The sequence below is a fragment of the Actinoplanes sp. KI2 genome, assembly GCF_025630775.1.
In the GTDB taxonomy this organism is placed as follows: domain Bacteria; phylum Actinomycetota; class Actinomycetes; order Mycobacteriales; family Micromonosporaceae; genus Actinoplanes.
This window is the reverse complement of record NZ_JAOSZE010000035.1, coordinates 35,985-53,182: the sequence shown is the minus strand read 5'-3', so window position 1 is coordinate 53,182 and position 17,198 is coordinate 35,985. Positions and strand designations below refer to the sequence as shown.

Annotated in this window: 13 protein-coding genes; 5 read left to right on the top strand and 8 right to left on the bottom strand. The window is 70.7% G+C overall.

Translation table 11 applies throughout. The features are described 5' to 3' along the window. Positions 1-75: 75 nt before the first annotated feature. The 4 genes from ODJ79_RS32545 to ODJ79_RS32530 form a co-directional block, all read right to left on the bottom strand. Positions 76-1,122 (bottom strand): prenyltransferase, encoded by a 1,047-nt coding sequence (locus ODJ79_RS32545; RefSeq protein ID WP_263027456.1) that lies wholly within the window; start codon positions 1,120-1,122, stop codon positions 76-78. Then, the gene (locus tag ODJ79_RS32540) at positions 1,119-1,898 is read right to left on the bottom strand and encodes a class I SAM-dependent methyltransferase (RefSeq protein ID WP_263027455.1); all 780 of its coding nucleotides are present in this window, start codon (positions 1,896-1,898) and stop codon (positions 1,119-1,121) included. The genes ODJ79_RS32545 and ODJ79_RS32540 overlap by 4 nt, the downstream gene beginning before the upstream one ends. Next, positions 1,892-3,178 (bottom strand): glycosyltransferase family 4 protein, encoded by a 1,287-nt coding sequence (locus tag ODJ79_RS32535; protein WP_263027454.1) that lies wholly within the window; start codon positions 3,176-3,178, stop codon positions 1,892-1,894. The genes ODJ79_RS32540 and ODJ79_RS32535 overlap by 7 nt, the downstream gene beginning before the upstream one ends. A gap of 415 nt (positions 3,179-3,593) precedes the next feature. Beyond that, positions 3,594-4,193, bottom strand: coding sequence for a helix-turn-helix transcriptional regulator (locus tag ODJ79_RS32530; RefSeq protein ID WP_263027453.1), 600 nt, complete (start codon positions 4,191-4,193; stop codon positions 3,594-3,596). Between the two features lie 523 nt (positions 4,194-4,716). On the opposite strand from ODJ79_RS32530, the gene ODJ79_RS32525 reads away from it, so the two are divergent. Beyond that, positions 4,717-6,234: a glycoside hydrolase family 5 protein gene (locus tag ODJ79_RS32525; RefSeq protein ID WP_263027452.1), complete on the top strand. Its 1,518-nt coding sequence runs from the start codon at positions 4,717-4,719 to the stop codon at positions 6,232-6,234. A gap of 85 nt (positions 6,235-6,319) precedes the next feature. On the opposite strand, the gene ODJ79_RS32520 is transcribed toward ODJ79_RS32525, so the two are convergent. Both ODJ79_RS32520 and ODJ79_RS32515 read right to left on the bottom strand, forming a co-directional pair. After that, positions 6,320-7,945: a methyl-accepting chemotaxis protein gene (locus tag ODJ79_RS32520; RefSeq protein WP_263027451.1), complete on the bottom strand. Its 1,626-nt coding sequence runs from the start codon at positions 7,943-7,945 to the stop codon at positions 6,320-6,322. Positions 7,946-8,040: 95 nt separating this feature from the next. Further along, positions 8,041-9,111 carry a LacI family DNA-binding transcriptional regulator gene (locus tag ODJ79_RS32515; protein ID WP_263027450.1) on the bottom strand — a complete coding sequence of 357 codons (1,071 nt, stop codon included), beginning with the start codon at positions 9,109-9,111 and terminating at the stop codon, positions 8,041-8,043. Positions 9,112-9,415: 304 nt separating this feature from the next. On the opposite strand from ODJ79_RS32515, the gene ODJ79_RS32510 reads away from it, so the two are divergent. The 4 genes from ODJ79_RS32510 (at position 9,416) to ODJ79_RS32495 (ending at position 15,734) form a co-directional block, all read left to right on the top strand. Continuing rightward, entirely contained in the window at positions 9,416-10,720 is a 1,305-nt protein-coding gene (locus tag ODJ79_RS32510) for an extracellular solute-binding protein (RefSeq protein WP_263027449.1), read from the top strand. Positions 10,721-10,798: 78 nt separating this feature from the next. Beyond that, positions 10,799-11,818, top strand: coding sequence for a carbohydrate ABC transporter permease (locus tag ODJ79_RS32505; RefSeq protein ID WP_411267392.1), 1,020 nt, complete (start codon positions 10,799-10,801; stop codon positions 11,816-11,818). A 1-nt stretch (position 11,819) separates the two neighbouring features. After that, positions 11,820-12,686 (top strand): sugar ABC transporter permease, encoded by an 867-nt coding sequence (locus ODJ79_RS32500; RefSeq protein WP_263027448.1) that lies wholly within the window; start codon positions 11,820-11,822, stop codon positions 12,684-12,686. Between the two features lie 45 nt (positions 12,687-12,731). Further along, a complete protein-coding gene (locus ODJ79_RS32495) occupies positions 12,732-15,734 on the top strand; it encodes an NACHT domain-containing protein (protein WP_263027447.1) in 3,003 nt (1,000 codons plus the stop codon). Between the two features lie 2 nt (positions 15,735-15,736). Here ODJ79_RS32495 and ODJ79_RS32490 read toward each other — a convergent pair whose 3' ends face one another. Together ODJ79_RS32490 and ODJ79_RS32485 are read right to left on the bottom strand one after the other, a co-directional pair. Then, complete coding sequence (locus ODJ79_RS32490; RefSeq protein WP_263027446.1) at positions 15,737-16,153, bottom strand: DUF6069 family protein; 417 nt, start codon at positions 16,151-16,153, stop codon at positions 15,737-15,739. A 4-nt stretch (positions 16,154-16,157) separates the two neighbouring features. After that, on the bottom strand, positions 16,158-17,153 hold the full coding sequence (locus ODJ79_RS32485; protein WP_263027445.1) for an RNA polymerase subunit sigma-70: 996 nt from the start codon (positions 17,151-17,153) through the stop codon (positions 16,158-16,160). Positions 17,154-17,198 lie beyond the last annotated feature (45 nt).

Here is a 17,198-nt window from a genome sequence, read left to right as displayed (position 1 = left end):
CCCGCAGAGCGGCGCCCGCAGCGCTTGTGACGGCCGCTGCGCCCCGACGCAGCCGCGGCCGGAGACGTCGAGTCGCTACGGGTGCTGCACCCCGCAGAGCGGCCCGACGCAGCCTGGGTCGGCGGCGCCCGCGCCGCCGAAGAGCTCCTCGACGACCGGGTCGCCGTCGAGCATGGCGGCGGCCAGTAGCACCGCCCCGGCGGTCCACGTGGTCCTCTCCACCGGCCAGCGGGCGTCGTCCGGATAGACGTATCCGGTCCAGTACGACCCGTCGGCCGCGCGCAGGTGCCCGATCGCGTCGAAGAGGCCGGCGCCGCGTTCCCGGTCACCGATCGCGCACAGCGACAGCACCGCCTCGCAGGTCTCGGCGACGGTGACCCAGGGACGGTCGCTCACGCAGCGCACGCCGAGCCCGGGCACGACGAACGTGTCCCAGCCGCCGTCCATCAGGGCGGCCGCCGCCGGCCCGCGCACCGCGCCGCCGAGGACCGGGTAGTACCAGTCCATCGCGAAGCGGTCGCGAGGATCGAAGCGGTCGGGGTGGCGCAGCAGCGCGTGGCCGAGGGTGGTGGCGGCCAGATCCCAGTCCGGCTGCTCCTCGCCGAGCGCTTCGGCGATGCGTTGTGCGCAGCCGAGGCTGTGGTAGATGCTGGCGCACCCGGTGAGCAGCGCCTCGCCCGCCGCCTTTCCGTCGCGGCCCCGGGCCCACCGGACCTCGCCGCCGGGCGCCTGCAGGCCGAGCACGAAGCCGAGGGCCCGGCACAGCGCCGGCCACATGCCGCGCAGGAAGGTCTCGTCGCCGGTGCGGCGGTAGTGATACCACAGACCCACGGCGACGTACGCGGTGAAGTTGGCCTCCCGGGTGTCATCGGTGACCGCCGCGCCCTGGTATTCCCGGAACCAGGAGCCGTCGGCATTCTGGGTACGCCGCAGCCAGTCGTAGGCCGCGGCCGCCTCGGCGTGCCGTCCCTGGGTGTCCAGGCCCAGCGCGGCCTCCACGTGGTCCCACGGGTCGAGCTGTCCACCGGGGAACCAGGGAATCGCGCCGTCGGCTCGCTGCACGCCGGCGATCCAGTCCGCGGTGCGGGCGAGCCCGGCCCGGCCCGGCCGCGGGGCGCTCACCCGCCACTCGCGGCGGGCTTGGTGAAGTTTCGGGACGCGGCGGGCTTGGTGAAGTTTCGGGGCGCGGCGGACTTGGTGAAGTACAGCACCAGGCTCTTGCCCAGCACGGGATCGAGCATCCGCTCCACCGTCCTGGTCCACCGGGGGCGGCGCATGATGTCGTAGACCAGGAACCGGTGGTAGTGCCGGGGAATCGCGGCCCGCTCGTTGTCGACGCCGAAAAGGCATTTGAGCCACCAGTACGGCGAGTGCAGGGCGTGCGCGTGGTGCCGGGCCGACGGACGCAACCCAGCGGTACGGATCATCCCGGCCAGCGCACCGCGACGGTAGATCCGCACGTGACCGCCCTCGACGGTGTGGTAGCGCTCGGAGAGCGCCCAGCAGATGCGCTCCGGCCACCACCGGGGCACCGTCACCACCAGCGTGCCGTCGGGCCGCAGCACCCGGACCAGCTCGCGCACCACCGCGGCGTCGGCGACGATGTGCTCGAGCACCTCGGCGGCGATGACCACGTCGAAGGTTTCGTCGGGGAACGGGACGGCGAGGGCGTCGGCGAGCACCGCCGCGGCCGCGCCGCCCTCGGCGGCCTCGCCGGCCGCTCGCATCGCCGCGAACGTCGCCGACGCCTGTGTCAGATCGGCGAGGCCGAGATCCAGGGCGACGACCCGGGCGCCACGCCGGTAGCACTCGGCGGCATGCCGGCCGGGCCCGGCGCCGAGGTCGAGCACCCGGTCGCCCGGGCGGATGCCCAGCCGGCCGAAGTCGACGGTCAGCACGGCGCGACCGCGGGCTCGGCCGGCCGCGGCGAGGACCCGAGGTCGATCGCCTTCCGGTACGCCGCCTCGGTGCGGCGCGCCGCCACCGCCCAGGTGAAGTCGTCGAGAACCCGGCGCCGGCCGGCCGTGCCGAGCCGATCGCGCAGGCCCGGGTTGTCCAGCAGCGTCTCGATCGCGGTCGCCAGCGCCTCGGCGTCGTCCGGCGGGACCAGCAACGCGGCCTCGCCGTGCGGCCCGACCGTCTCGGGCAGGCCCCCGGCCGTGGTCGCCACCACCGGGAGGCCGCACGCCATCGCCTCCAGCGCCGGCAGCGAGAAACCCTCGAACAACGACGGTACGACGGCGACCTCCGCCGCGCGCAGTTCGTCGACCAGGTCGGCGTCGCTGATCCGGCCGGTGCTGCGGACGACGCCGCCGGGACCGCCCAGCCCGTGCCGGGCGATGAGTGCCGCCGCCAGCGAGGCGGGACGGATCTCACCGACCACCACGAGCTCCAGCGGCCGGCCCGGCCGCCGTCCCCGCAGGACGGCGACCGCTTCCAGGAGCCGGTGCAGCCCTTTGAGCGGAACATCGGCGCTCGCGGTGGTGATGAGGCGGCCCGGTCGGCGTGCATCGCGCGGACCGGGCGAGAAACGCTGGGCGTCGGTGCCGATCGGGACGGTCTCGATCCGGTGCGGCGCCACCCCGAGGTGCGCGACGATCTCCGCAGCCGACGAGTCGGAGACGGTGAGGATGCGCGGCAACCGCCGGGCGACGCGTCGCTGCATGCCGACGAAGCCGTACCAGCGGCGCAGCGACAGCCGCCGCCAGCCGGTCGCCGCGTCCAGCTCCAGCCGCCGATCGATCTGGATCGGGTGGTGCACGGTGGTGACCAGGGGCAGGCCAAGCCGGTCCAGGCCGAGCAGCCCGTAACCGAGGGTCTGGTTGTCGTGCACGACGTCGTAGCGGTCCCGCCGCCCGCGCAGCAGCCGCCGGACGCGCAGCGAGAAGGTGAACGGCTCGGGGAACCCGGCGGTGAGCATCCCGCCGACCTCCAGCACGTCGATCCAGTCCCGGTACTCGCGCAGGGCCGGCAGGCGGAACGGATCGGGCTCCCGGTAGAGGTCGAGGCTGGGCACCTCGGTCCCGGTCACGCCGTCGTCGAGCTGCGGATACGGCGGGCCGGACAGCACCTCGACCCGGTGCCCGAGTGCGGCCAGCTCGCGGCTCAGGTGCCGGACGTACACGCCCTGACCGCCGCAGAAAGGATTCCCGCGGTAGGTCAGCAGCGCAATTCTCAATGGACTTGAATGAGGCACCTCGGCACGCGGCATTCATCCCCCGGTCGGTCGCATGATTGCGCCTGAAAATACCCGGCGGCGATCATCCAAGCAAGAGGGATGGACTGACCGTGATGAATGCCCTTGATCGGTACTCGGTTCGAAACTCGTAGAAACAGGATCCGCTCCGTCGACAATGGGGGCCGGTGAGCCGCGGCCGATACGAGGGAAGCCGGCGCGACCGGTATTCTTTTTGATATTCGATCATGGCGTCCGGCGGACCGCATCAACCCCAGGGTTGACGACCGGCCGAGGCTGGGGGCCCGGCTTCGCCGGTCGTCAACCGCCCGCGGCACGCCGCGAGCCGTCAGGTCGTCGCACGTCGGCCCGCGAGCCGTGCCGCATGGATGTCGCCAGGCAGCGGCGCCGCGGACCGTCAGCCGAGCAAGCCTTCGTGCAAGGCGAGGGAAACGGCCTGGGTGCGGTTGGCGCAGTTGAGCTTGGCCAGGATGTTCGCCACGTTGCGCTTCACCCCGTGATGCGTGATGCCGACGCGGGGGGCGATCTGCTTGTTGCTGTACCCCTCCGCGAGCAGGGCCAGGATGCTGCTCTCGCGCGGCGTCAGCACCGGCTGCCGCCGGACCGGTTCCCGCCTGCGCTCGGCGCTCTCCTGGAGGATCCGCCCGGCCACGTCGCCGGGCAGCATGACCTCCCCGCGCCGGTCGAGCCAGTCGAGCGCGTGCCGTAGCCGCTCGATCGTGATGTCCTCCAGCATGACCACGCCGTGCGCGAACCGCTGCGAGAACTCCACGTACGCCAGGTCGTCGAGCGAGTGCAGGAGCATCAGCATCCGCATGCCGGCCTCGTCGACCTGCGTCCGCAGCTCGTCGAGCTCGGCCAGCCCGACACGCGACGAGACCGCGAGAATCTCCGAGCCGTCCGCGCCGACGAAACGGGATTCCTCTGCGTCGCCACAACAGACGACATTGTCGACGCTGTCGATTGCCAGCAGCATCGCGACCAATCCGAGGCGCACGACCTCTTCTGGCTCCACCAGCACAACAGTGTTGCCATTGCGTTTTTCGGAGGCGTGTTCCCTTGGTTGAAGACTCAACATGGATCTCCCCGCTGGTTGCACGCGCCGGCTCCCCCGCCAAGTTGCGATTCTTGCATCGAGCCCTATAGGGGTCAAGCGTTCATCGATGTGACAGAAATACGCCCCACCACCGTTTGCCGCCGCCCCAATAAGGTCCACAACAGCGACAATAAAGACCGCGACGCCGCGCAAAGTGTGACAATCAAGAAGGATCGCACCGCGGGTCACGGCTTGAACCCGAGCGCGCCGTACGTGCCGATCTTCACCTCCGGATTCACGTCCTCGGGCGTACGGCGTCAGGCCGGTCTTCGCCGCCGCGAGGATGCTCTGCTCGACGCCGGCCGGAGTCCGGCAGGAGGGTGACGCACCTCAGCAGATGAAATCGGCCTTAAGTTTCGATCCGCTCGTGGGAGCGCTCCCGTATGGGTTCCCGTAGGCAAACTCGGGAGAGGCGCGGGTTCCAATGTACAGATCCAAGTTCGGTCTCGGCCGGTTGAAGGAACGCCGGTGGCAAGCGTACGGGGTCGCCGGCGTCGCCGTTGTCGTCGTCGGCGCCGGATTGGGCATCGCCTCGGCGGGCGAGACGGTGCCCACGGTCAACTGTCCCCAGGTTGCGGTCAACGTCGCCGTCCCCGCCCAGCAGCGGGCCGATGTGCAGAAGAACCTCGAGCTGCTCAACACCCAGATCGACGAGGCCAACCAGCGGCTGCGCAGCACCGTCGGCCAGGGCGGGCCCGACTTCGTCAACAACGCGATCCTCGGTCCGCTGAAGGACAAGCGGTTCGCCACCATCAACCGGATCGAGACGGCCATCGGCCGCAACGCCCCGAAGCCCGACCTGAACGCCGAGGCCCGGTCGCCCTGCACGCTGAACAAGAACGGCGGCACCCCGCAGAAGCAGCGGACCACGGTGGCGACAACCGCCGCCACGGCCAAGGCGTCCACCCCGGCCGCACCGAAGAGCCCGGCCGCGACAACTTCCGCGGCGCCGGCGCCGACCACCCAGGCTCCCGCGCCGGCCCAGCCGGGCGCGAAGTCCCCCGCCGGCTCGCCGGTGGCGGTCAACGGCCGGCTGAGCGTCTGCGGCGTACACCTGTGCAACCAGTCCGGCACCGCGATCCAGCTGCGCGGCATGAGCAGCCACGGCCTGCAGTTCTTCCCGAACTGCGTGAACGCCAACTCCCTCGCGGCGCTGCGCAACGACTGGAAGGCCGACTTCGTCCGGCTGTCGATGTACGTGCAGGAGGGCGGTCTCGCGAGCGACCCGACCGGCTTCACCGCCAAGGTGAACGGCCTGGTCGACGACGCGACGGCGCTCGGCCTCTACGTCGTCGTCGACTTCCACATCCTCACGCCGGGTGACCCCAACTTCAACCTCGGTCTGGCCAAGACCTTCTTCGCGAACGTGACGGCCAAGCACGCCGGCAACACCAACGTGCTCTACGAGATCGCCAACGAGCCGAACGGCGTCCGCTGGACCGCGATCAAGTCGTACGCCGACCAGGTGATCCCGGTGATCCGGAAGAGCGCGCCGGAGAGCGTCGTGCTGGTGGGCACCCGCGGTTTCTCCTCGCTGGGCCTCACCGACGGCAGCGACGAGAAGGAGATCCTGGCCGACCCGATCGACTTCAAGAACGTCATGTACACGTTCCACTTCTACGCCGCCTCGCACGGTGCCGATCGCCGCGCCGTGGTGGCCCGGGCGGCCACCGAGCTCCCGCTCTTCGTCACCGAGTTCGGCAGCCAGACCTTCACCGGCGACGGCACCAACGACTTCGCCAGCACCACCGCCTGGCTGGACCTTCTCAAGGCCAACAAGATTTCGTACGGGATGTGGAGCTTCTCCGACGGCCACGAGAGCAACTCGGTCTTCAAGCAGGGCACCTGCGCCGGAACCACGTTCGCCGGCCCGGGCGTCCTGACCCCGGCGGGCCGCTACCTGCGCAGCCGCATCCTCACCGGAGTCGGCAACCCCAACTGATCCGGGTACGAGCCACGGCCGCAACCCAACCCCGGGGTTGCGGCCGTGCCGTCTCCGGCCCGGTCGATTGTTCTGCCGCCGAGGGTCAGATGACGAAGCGGCGGACCACCCGGTCGAGGTCGTCGGCCAGTTGAGCCAGCTCGGCGACGGTGGCGTCCGCCTCGTCGAGGGTCGCCGTGGTGGTGCGGGCGGCGCCGGCCACCGCGCCGATCGTCCCGGCGATGTGGGTGGTGCCGGTGGAGGCGTCGCCGACGCTGCGGCTCATCTCGACCGTGGTCGCGGTCTGCTGCTCGACGGCGCTGGCGATGGTGAGCTGGTAGTCGTTGATCCGGGCGATGATCTCGGCGATCCGGCTGATCGCCTCGACCGCGCTGGTCGTGTCGGCCTGGATCGTCTCGACCCGGCGGGAGATGTCCTCGGTGGCGCGGGCCGTCTCCTGGGCCAGGTCCTTGACCTCGCTGGCCACCACCGCGAAGCCCTTGCCCATCTCGCCGGCGCGGGCCGCCTCGATGGTGGCGTTCAGGGCCAGCAGGTTGGTCTGCTCGGCGATCGCGGTGATCGCCTTGACCACGTTGCCGATCTCGGCGGAGCTGTCGCCGAGCTTGGCGACGGTGTGGTTGGTGGTGGCGGCCACCTCGACCGCCTCGGCGGCCACCTGGGCGGCGTCGTTGGCGTTGCGCGAGATCTCCCGGATCGACGCGCCCATCTGCTCGGAACCGGCCGCGACCGTGGTGACGTTCGTGGAAACCTCGCTCGCCGTGGCGGCGACCGCGTCGGCCTGGGTCGCCGCCTCCCCGGCGCTGCGGCCGATGCGGGAGGTGACCTCGGTGAGGCGGTGGGCGTTCTCGCCGAGCGTGCGGGACCCGGCGCCCAGGTCCTCGACGGTCTCCCGCAGGCCGGCGCGGGCCCGGTTCACCGCCGCGGCCATCACGCCGATCTCGTCCCGGCTGCGGACCTCCGCCGGGCGGGTGAGATCCCCGGCCGCGACCGCGTCGAGCGCGTCCCCCGCCGTACGCAATTGGCGTCTGATGCTCCGGGAAAGGGGCAGGACCACGGCGAGGGCGGCCAGCACGCCCACGACAAGCGCGATGGCCGCATTCCTGAGGGACCTGTGGTACTGGTCGCGGGCCTGGGCGGCCAACTGCGCCGACTCCGCGCGCTCGATCGCCTGCAGGTTGGCGAGGGACTTGGCCATCTGACCCTCGTACTTCTGGAAGGTCGGCACGAGCTGCTCGGCCGACGGCATGGTGAAGCCCGCCGGTGGGTCCTCGCCGAACGTGACGACGTCGCGCAAGGCCCGGAAGTCCTTGGCGGCCGCCTCGAAGTCGTTCACGGCGGCCAAGCGGGCGGGAGAGCTCGCGGCGGCCGACCGGTAGGAGGCGATCGCGGCATCCACGGCGCCGTCGGCGGTCTTCTTGGCGTCCGGCGCCTCGGGGTCCTTGAGGTCCTTCAGCATCATCGACCGCCAGTTGAGCGCGATTCCGTCGCTGATCTTGCCGAGGTAGAGGGCGCTCTCCACGTGCGTCGCCCGCATCTCGTCGAGCGAGTCGCTCAGCTGGGTCATCCGGATTGCCGCGAGCACCGTGATGCTCAAGGCGACCACGCCCATGGTGGCCACCGAGGCGAACAGCTTCGTGGTGACCGATCGGTCGGTGCACCAGCCGACCAGCTTGTTGCGGTGGATCGTCACTTCAACGGTGCGTGCCGCCATCGCTGTGGCCCTTCGGTCCGGGGATGCTCCCCACCTCTGATCGGCCCGAAGCGCCGTGTGTTTAGGAACACATGTCAACGACCGTGCAGAGATCGTCATCCGGCGTGATCGGCGCCGGCCGGCGGCTTGCTCGACTCGCGCGTGATCACGACGGTGTGCAGAACCTGGTGCGGGTGCTGGTCCTCGCCGCGGATCGCGGAGATGAGGAAATCGCCGGCGATGCGGCCCTTGGCCGCGATGGGCTGGCGCACGGTGGTCAGCCGGGGTCGCGTCCACTGCGCCTCCGGCAGGTCGTCGAACCCGGTGACCGAGACGTCGCCGGGCACCTCCAGGCCGAGGTCGTGCAGGGCGTCGAGCGCGCCGAAGGCCATCAGGTCGGCCAGCACGACGAGTGCGGTCGGCCGCGGCTGGGCGGCCATGATGGCCTGGGTCGCGCGGTAGCCGTCCATCCGGGTGCAGGGGACCTCGGTGACCGTGATGTCGCGCCGGCTCAGGCCGACGGTGGCCAGCGCGTCCTCGACGCCGGCGATCCGGCGCACCAGCGGGTCGCGGTACGTCGGCGTCGGCCGGTCGGACCGGGGCTCGACGCTCAGCACGGCGATCCGGCGGTGGCCCAGGTCCAGCAGGTGCTGCGTCACGTCGCGGGCGCCGTCCCGGTCGTCGATGTCGACGCTGGGGGCGCCGGCGGGGGCGTCGCTGTCGACCAGCACGTAGGGGATCCCCCGGCGGGTCAGCTCGGCGATCTCGCCGCGGTCGGTGTCGAGCCCGCACACGACGAAGCCGTCGACGGCGGCGTGCCGGACGGCCTTGACCAGCGAGTCGCCCACGGGCGGGGTGAGCTGCAACGACATCCCCTCGCGGGTGCACACCTGCCCCAGGCCCATGAGGAACTGGGCGTAGTACGGGTTCTCCATCACCTTGGGAATGTCGTGCGGGAGCAGGACGCCGAGGCTCTGGGTGCGGCCGTCGCGCAGCGTCCGGCCGGACGGCGGCGGGGTGTAGGCCAGTTCCCGGGCGGCGGCGAGGATCCGCTCGCGGGTCGCCGCGGACACCCGGGTCGGGTCGTTGAACGCGAAGGAGACGGCCGAGCGGGACACGCCGGCGGCCGCCGCGACGTCCCTCGAGGTGGGGCGGCGCCGGGCGGCGGGTGCGTCATTCGCTGTCATCGCGTCCTCTTGGCGGAATTGCGGTCATGTTATCAGCTGGCGTTTAGTAAACGCTCAGCTCGATTTGCCCCGCTTTAGGCCACGTACGGGCCGATCGATCCGTTTGGGCGACCCCCAGGGAAGATCTTGTTTCTAAACGGTTACCTAACACGTTTTACTGTCGTGTTAGCGTGGCGCCGGCCACAGCCGCTAACCCCTTCCGGCGAACCGGAGTGCACTCCCTCGCCCGGCAGCACGGCGGCGATCCCACCCCTAGGTCATGGCACCGGCAGCGGCCCATGACGCGAGAACGACAGGAGATCCGATGCGCATTCGTAGCGTCGGTATGATCGCCACCGCCCTGGCCGTGGCACTCACTGCCGCGGCGTGCGGCGGCAACGACAGCAGCGGCAGCGGCGACAAGAAGACCGCGACCGACCCCGCGTCGCTCAGCGCGACGCTGACCTGGTGGGACACCTCGGACCCGAAGAACGAAGGCCCGGCGTTCCAGGAGCTGATCAAGAAGTTCAACGCGACCTACCCGAACGTCAAGATCGACTACCAGTCGGTGCCGTTCGGCGACGCGCAGAACAAGTTCAAGACCGCCGCGGCCGCCAAGTCGGGCGCCCCGGACATCCTGCGCGCCGAGGTCGCCTGGGTGCCCGAGCTCGCCTCCCTGGGCTACCTGTACAACCTCGACGGCTCGGACCTGCTCAAGGACGAGAGCGACTTCCTGCCGACCCCGATGTCGGCGGACAAGTACGAGGGCAAGACCTACGGCGTCCCGCAGGTCACCGACTCGCTCGCGCTGCTCTACAACAAGAAGATGTTCGAGGCCGCGGGCATCACCGCCGCCCCGAAGACCTGGGCCGAGGTCAAGACCGCGGCCGCCGCGATCAAGTCGAAGACCGGCAAGCAGGGCCTGTTCATCAACTCGGGCGGCTACTTCCTGCTGCCGTTCATCTACGGCGAGGGCGGCGACATGGTCGACGCGTCCGCCAAGAAGATCACCGTGAACAGCCCGCAGTCCGTCGCCGGCGTCAAGATCGCCCAGGACCTGGTCAAGGACGGCACCGCCGTCAAGCCCCCGGCGAACGACGCCTACGGCAACATGATGACCCTGTTCAAGGAGCAGAAGGTCGCCATGATCATCAACGGCCCGTGGGAGGTCAACAACATCAAGGACGCCCCGACCTTCGGCGGCCTCGACAACCTCGGCATCGCGCCGGTGCCCGCCGGCAGCGCCAAGTCCGGCGCCCCGGTCGGCGGCCACAACTACACGATCTGGTCCGGCATGTCGCAGGACAAGGTCGCGGCCGCGGTCGCGTTCGTCAAGTTCATGTCCTCGGCGGAGTCGCAGGCGTTCATCGCCTCGAAGCTCGGCCTGCTGCCCACCCGCAAGTCCGCCTACGACCTGCCGGGCGTGAAGGACAACGCCACCATCGCCGCGTTCAAGCCGGTGCTGGACAGCGCGGTCGCCCGTCCCTGGATCCCCGAGGGCGGCCAGTTCTTCGGCCCGATGGACAAGATGGCCGTCGAGGTGCTGGTGCAGAACAAGGACCCGAAGGCCTCGCTGGACACGGTCGCCAAGACCTACAAGTCCGAGGTCGTCAAGGACTACAGCAACTGATCGTTCTCTTCGTCCGGCCGCCGGCCCTCGGGTCGGCGGCCGGCCGCGTTGGAACCTTCCCCCGGAAGTGGAGCAGCGATGAGCACCGCAACGGTCGGACGCCCTACGTCGACCCCCGAGCCGGTCCGCGAACCGGCCCCGCCGGGCCGGCTGCGGCGCAGCTGGGAGAAGCATTGGTACGCCTGGGCGATGGTCGCGCCTGTGGTGATCTTGCTCGGCGCCCTGGTCTTCTACCCCCTCGGCCGGGGGATTTATCTGTCCTTCACCGACCTCACCGAGGCCAACCAGCAGCGTGAGCTGTGCACTCCGTCGATCACCGGCGAGCTGAGCTGCCAGCCGAACCCGCGCGCCTGGAAGTTCGTCGGCCTCGACAACTACATCCAGGTGCTCAACGGGCAGATCGGCCACTTCTGGCCGCAGTTCTGGACCACCATGATCTGGACCGTTTCCTGCGTCGTCTTCACCTACGGCATCGGTCTGGGGTTGGCGGTGCTGCTCAACCGCCCGATGCGCGGGCGCAGCATCTACCGGGTCCTGCTGATCCTGCCCTGGGCGGTGCCGGCCTTCGTCAGCGCGTTCTCCTGGCGGTTCCTGTTCAACCAGGACTTCGGGGTGATCAACGGCTTGCTCAAGGCCGTCGGCATGGCGCCGGTGGCCTGGTTCGACAACAAGTGGACCGCGTTGTTCACCGCGATCGTCACGAACGTCTGGCTGGGCGTCCCGTTCATGATCGTGTCGCTGCTCGGCGGTCTGACCGCCATCCCCACCGAGCTGTACGAGGCGGCCACCATCGACGGCGCCTCACCCTGGCAGCGCTTCAAGAACGTCACGCTGCCCGGGCTGCGGCCGGTCAGCATGACCGTGCTGCTGCTCGGCACGATCTGGACGTTCAACATGTTCCCGGTGATCTTCCTGGTCACCCGCGGCCAGCCGGCGGGCGAGACGGAGATCCTGGTGACCGGTGCTTACCGGGCCGCCTTCGAGGGCATCCGCAACTACTCGCTCGCCTCGACCTACGGCGTACTGATCCTGTCCATCCTGCTCGTGTTCTCGGTGTACTACCGGCGGGCGCTGCGCAAGCAAGGCGAGGTGTGGTGACATGACCGCGCAGGTAGACACGGGCCGGCGTCGGCCCACGAGCCGTCGCTCACCGGTCGCGTCGATCGCGTTGCACGCCACCCTGATCGTCGCCGCGCTGATCGCGATCTTCCCGATCGCGTGGGTGGTGCTCTCCTCGTTCAAGCCCGGGGTGTGGATCCAGGCCAGCGACCTCAGCCTGGTCAAGGAACCCACCCTGGCCAACTACAAGTACGTGCTCACCCAGACGATGTTCCCCCGCTGGGCGCTCAACTCGGTGGTCGTCGCGGTCGTCACCACCGCGATCGGCGTGCTGATGGCGGCCACCGCCGGGTACGCGCTGTCCCGGTTCAACTTCCCGGGCCGCCGCAAGCTGCTGCTGGTCTTCCTGGTGACCCAGATGTTCCCGGTCCCCATCCTGATCGTGCCGATCTACGTGATCATGGCGAACCTCCATCTGATCAACACCCCCGCCTCCCTGGTGATCGCGTACCTCACCATCGCCCTGCCGTTCTGCTCCTGGATGCTCAAGGGGTACTTCGACACGATCTCCACCGAGCTCGACGAGGCGGCGCACCTCGACGGGTGCGGGCCGTTCGCCACCTTCTGGCGGGTCATCCTGCCGCTGGCCCGGCCCGGCATCGCGGTCACCGCGTTCTTCACCTTCCTCACCGCCTGGGGCGAGGTGGCCTACGCGACGGCGTTCATTCAGGACGAGCGCAAGTTCACCCTCGGCTACGGCCTGCAGCAGTTCGTCCCGGCGTTCAACCCGCAGTGGGAGTACCTGACCGCTTCGGCGGTGCTCATCACGCTGCCGGCCGGAGTGGTGTTCTTCTTCGCCCAGCGGCACCTCGTCTCCGGCCTGACCGCCGGAGCGGTCAAGGGCTGACCGCCGACGTCGACAACGAAGTGGCGCGGCGGCCAGACTGGAGGGGTGCCGCGCCGCCTTCGCTATCTGGACGCCGTACGGCTGCTCGGCGGGTCGGGGCCGACCGTGGCGGCACTGGACAATGTGCTGGGTGCGGGCCTGGCGGTGGCGACGGCCGGCGGGAGCACGGTCGCGCTGAGCCTGTTCGACGTCAAGGCCGAGGTCATCCGGCTCGGCCGGCAACTCACGGATCGATTGCACGACCGGGTACGAGGACTGGCCCGGCACGACCGCAGCAGCCGGCTACAAGCCGCGCATGCGGTGTTGGTGGTGACCGCCTTCTTCGACGCCTTCGACGAACTGGCCCCGTCGAAGCTCAAGGTGACGCGCAACGAGCAGGTGGCCATCATGCTGGGCGCCTCGACCGGATCGACCTGGCTCGCCGACCTGATGGCCGGTGAGATCCCGGCGCCGTCGCCGGACCGGTCCTACGCCGACCTGATCAACGAGCTCCACCGGTTCTACGCGACCGCGGAACAATCTCTGCTGGGCTATCTGCACATCGAGCATCGGGACGCTCTGGTCGGCCGCGCGCTCGAGCGGTACGAGGATGCTCATCGACGCCTCGCGATCGACATGCCCGAGTTTGCCATGTGGGTGGGCCGGACCGAGGCTCGGGCCCTCGCCGGCGCGCTCGCCGAAGTGGAAGACATCCTGATGCGCACCACCTCGGGCCGGGACCCGCATCGGCATCGAGCCGCGCTGGCCCGGTCGTATCGGGCGGGGCTGCGGCGGCCGATCGTCGAGGGCGCGCCGGCAGAGATCGGCATTCCGCTGCTGGACGAGGCGTACGTGGACCCTCGATTCCGGGTCAAGGCGGTCGCGCCCGGCGCCGCGGTGGCCGACGAGTACTGGTGGGACGTCCCGCCACGAGGCGACCTGGCCGCCTTCCTGGCCGGCTATCTGACCACGCCCGAGGCCGTCGACGCGCCGATGCTGGTGCTCGGTCATCCCGGCGCGGGCAAATCCACGCTGACCCAGATGCTGGCCGCCCGCCTGCCACCGGCCGACTTCCTGGCCGTGCGGGTGCCGTTGCGCGAGGTGCCCGCCGAGGCGGACATCCAGGACCAGATCGAACACGCCCTGCGGCGCGAGATCGGCGAGACCGTGACCTGGGCCGACCTGGCGCGCAGCGTGGACGGCGCGCTCCCGGTGATCGTCCTGGACGGCTTCGACGAGCTGCTCCAGGCGACCGGGGTGCACCAGTCCGACTACCTGGCAAGGGTGTTCGCCTTCCAGCAGCGCGAGGCCCGGCAGGGCCGCCCGGTGGCGGTCCTGGTGACCACCCGCGTCGCGGTCGCCGACCGCGCGCGGATACCGGCACCGGGTCTCGCCGTCCGTCTCGAACCGTTCGACGAGGCGCAGGTGGACCGCTGGCTGGCCGGCTGGAACCGGGTCAATGCGGCCCGCGGGCGGCCCGAGCTGCCGACCGCCGTCGTGCACCGGTTCCCCGAGCTCACCGAGCAACCTCTGCTGCTGCTCATGCTCGCGCTGTACGACGCCACCGACGGCGCGCTGCGGCGCCGCGCGGCGGACCGGTCGTTCGGCACCGCGGAGCTCTACGAACGGCTGCTCAGCGACTTCGCCGACCGGGAGGTGCGACGCCGGCGCCCCGACCTGCCCGATGCCGACCTGGCGGCGGCCGTCGAGGAGGAACTGACCCGGCTGTCGATCGTGGCCTTCGCGATGTTCAACCGCTCCCGGCAGTGGGTGACCCGGGCCGAGCTCGACACCGACCTCGACACCCTCGGCATCGGCCCGGTCCGCTCGTCCGGCACCGCCTTCCGCGGCGCCCTCACCGCGGGCGAGGAGCTGGTCGGCCGGTTCTTCTTCATTCAGCGGACGCAGGCGGTGCAGGACGGCAACACCCTCATCACGTACGAGTTCCTGCACGCCACGTTCGGCGAATACCTCGTGGCCCGGCTGATCGTGCGCGAGCTCTCGGACGCCGCCCAGGACCGGTTCTGGGCCCGCGCGCTCGGTGCCGGCCGACCGACCGACGATCTCCTTCGGTCGCTGCTCAGGTCGCTGCCGATGTCCACCAGGACGACGGTGTTGCCGTTCGCGGACACCCTGCTTCGCGAGGTCGATCGGCCGGCCGTACGGGACTGGCTGATCGCCCGGCTGCGCCTGCTGTTCGGCGCCCTCCGGCGGACCGACCCGGCCGAAGGGGGCCCCGACTACGCCACCGCGGTCTACTCCCTCAACCTGGTGTTGCTGACCCTGCGCCTCGGCCCGGTCCGCGCCGGCGAGCTCCTGCCCGAGGACGACGACCCGGCGTCGACGCTCCGCCACACCGCGCATCTGTGGCGTGCCGCGGTGCCGAGCGAACCCTGGTTCGCCGTCGCCCGGACGTTCGACGTCCGGCGTACCTGGTCCGACGGCCGCCGCGACATCGAGCTCGGTCACGCTGCCCCGGCAGATCCGATCGAACGGGTCGAGCCGTTCTGGTCCCACGGCATCGCACCCGACGCCCCGGAACGCTCGTGGGAGGCCACCGGGGTGATCTCGAACTTCTTCGCTGTCGAGTCGGAACAACGCTCGATACACCTGAGCGGAAACATCGGCGAGGACGGCTTCCGGCATGCGCTTCAACCACTGATCGACGCCTTCCCGCACACGCTGTCGGCGTTCGTCGTCCAACGGCCGGGCGAGCTCGAATCCATCGCCCACAGCCTCATCCGGCTGTGGCTGGCGTCCGAGCTGCGCGACGGCGACGAGCTGCACATGGCGTACGAGCGCGCCGCCGTCGCCCTGACCGGGTACGGCGGCCCGGACGTGCCCGAGAGCGCCGCCCAGATGATCACCCTGTTCCTCCGCGCGTTGGTCCGGGACGCGCCGCGCCTGCCCGGCCGGGTGACCTTCGACGCCCTGGTCGCCCTGCACGCGCGCGGCCGCCTCGGCGGAAAACACCAACCGCTGGTGACCGCACTGCTGACCGGGCGACACCAACTGAGCGCCGACGAGATCGACCGGCTCCGGAAACTGTCGGCCATCTTCGTCGTCTGACGTCAGCCCGATGCGGCCCGGGTGGGGACGGCGCGGAGGCTACCCGCCAGGACGGGGATCATCACCGCGGCGGCGACGAGGTGGAGCCCGAGGAGGGCGGTGACGGTGGCGGTGTTCCCCGCGGACAGGAACGGTGCGACCAACGAGATCGCGGTCAGCGCCACCGCCGTCTGGACAAATCGCTCGGCGGGGTGCGCGCTCCACCGGAGAAGAGCGGCGGCGCTGACGATGCCGATGACCGAGAAGAAGCCGGTCATCACGGCGAACCCGGCCAACGGGATCGCCTCGCCGCCGTCGGGCACCTCGAAGTCGACGCCGGCCGCCCGGGCGAGCGCGGCGACGAGGGTGGTGGCCGCCATCGCCGCGAGCGTGGCGAGCAGGCCGGTGCCGGCGAGCCGGCGGGTCGGAAGCGTCGGCACCGGACTACTCCGTGCCGGCCGCGGGCAGGCGCTCCGGCAGCCCCAGCCGCGGGAACCGGTCGGGGTGGAACGTGACGATCTCGGTGATCGCCCCGCCGGAGACCCGCAGGACGTCGATCGCCAGCGGCAGGTACGCGCCCTCCGGCTTCTGCCAGTGGTAGAAGGCGACCGCGGGCTGCCGGTTCACCGCGGTGCGGACGGCGCGCAGGTGCTTCACGTCCTCGAAGCCGCCCTCGACCCAGCAGCTCACCACCGCGTCACGGCCGACCGACAGGCCCGGCGTCGGCGGCATCGAGAAGCGGACGTCCGCCCGCAGCAGCGCGGCCAGGCGGTCGACGTCCGTGGCGACGCTGGCTTCGGTGTAGCGGCGCACCAGCTCGCGCGTCCGGGCGTCCTCGCCGCCGGTCCAGTCCTGCCGCTCGGCGGGCAGGTGCTCCCGCATCCCGGCGCGGGCCCGTTGCAGCGCGCTGTTCACCGAGTTGACCGAGTCGCCGAGGAGCTCCGCGACGTCCCGCGCCGGCCAGCCGAGCACGTCCCGCAGGATCAGCACGGCCCGCGGCCGCGGCGCGAGGTGCTGCACCGCGACCAGGTACGCCAGCTCGATCGTCTCCCGCGCGACGGCGACCGCCTCCGGCTCGTCCGCGTCCCCCGCGGGCAGCTCGTCGAGCAGCCGGTCCGGGTAGGGCTGCAACCACGCCACCTCGCCGCCGGTCGCGGGCTCCGGGCGGCGCTTGGCGAGCAGATCCAGGCAGGCGTTGGTGGCGATCCGGTACAGCCAGGCCCGGAACGTCGACCGCCCGGCGAAGGTCTCCCGCCGCCGCCAGGCACGCAGCAGGGTCTCCTGCACGGTGTCCTCGGCGTCCTCGAACGACCCGAGCATCCGGTAGCAGTGCACGTGCAGCTCCCGGCGGTGCCGCTCGGCCAGCCCCGCGAACGCCGGCTCGTCGACGTCGCCCAGACCGTTCACACCCGCTTCCCCCAGCCATGTGTCCGCACTCATCACGTCATCCTTCCGGCTCATCGTGTTCCGTCGTAGATGTGACGG

Coding starts and splice junctions, on each gene's coding strand:
- ODJ79_RS32485 (WP_263027445.1), bottom strand. CDS start 17,153: ATGAGTGCGGACACATGGCTGGGGGAAGCGGGTGTGAACGGTCTGGGC.
- ODJ79_RS32500 (WP_263027448.1), top strand. CDS start 11,820: ATGACCGCGCAGGTAGACACGGGCCGGCGTCGGCCCACGAGCCGTCGC.
- ODJ79_RS32520 (WP_263027451.1), bottom strand. CDS start 7,945: ATGGCGGCACGCACCGTTGAAGTGACGATCCACCGCAACAAGCTGGTC.
- ODJ79_RS32510 (WP_263027449.1), top strand. CDS start 9,416: ATGCGCATTCGTAGCGTCGGTATGATCGCCACCGCCCTGGCCGTGGCA.
- ODJ79_RS32525 (WP_263027452.1), top strand. CDS start 4,717: ATGTACAGATCCAAGTTCGGTCTCGGCCGGTTGAAGGAACGCCGGTGG.
- ODJ79_RS32515 (WP_263027450.1), bottom strand. CDS start 9,111: ATGACAGCGAATGACGCACCCGCCGCCCGGCGCCGCCCCACCTCGAGG.
- ODJ79_RS32505 (WP_411267392.1), top strand. CDS start 10,799: ATGAGCACCGCAACGGTCGGACGCCCTACGTCGACCCCCGAGCCGGTC.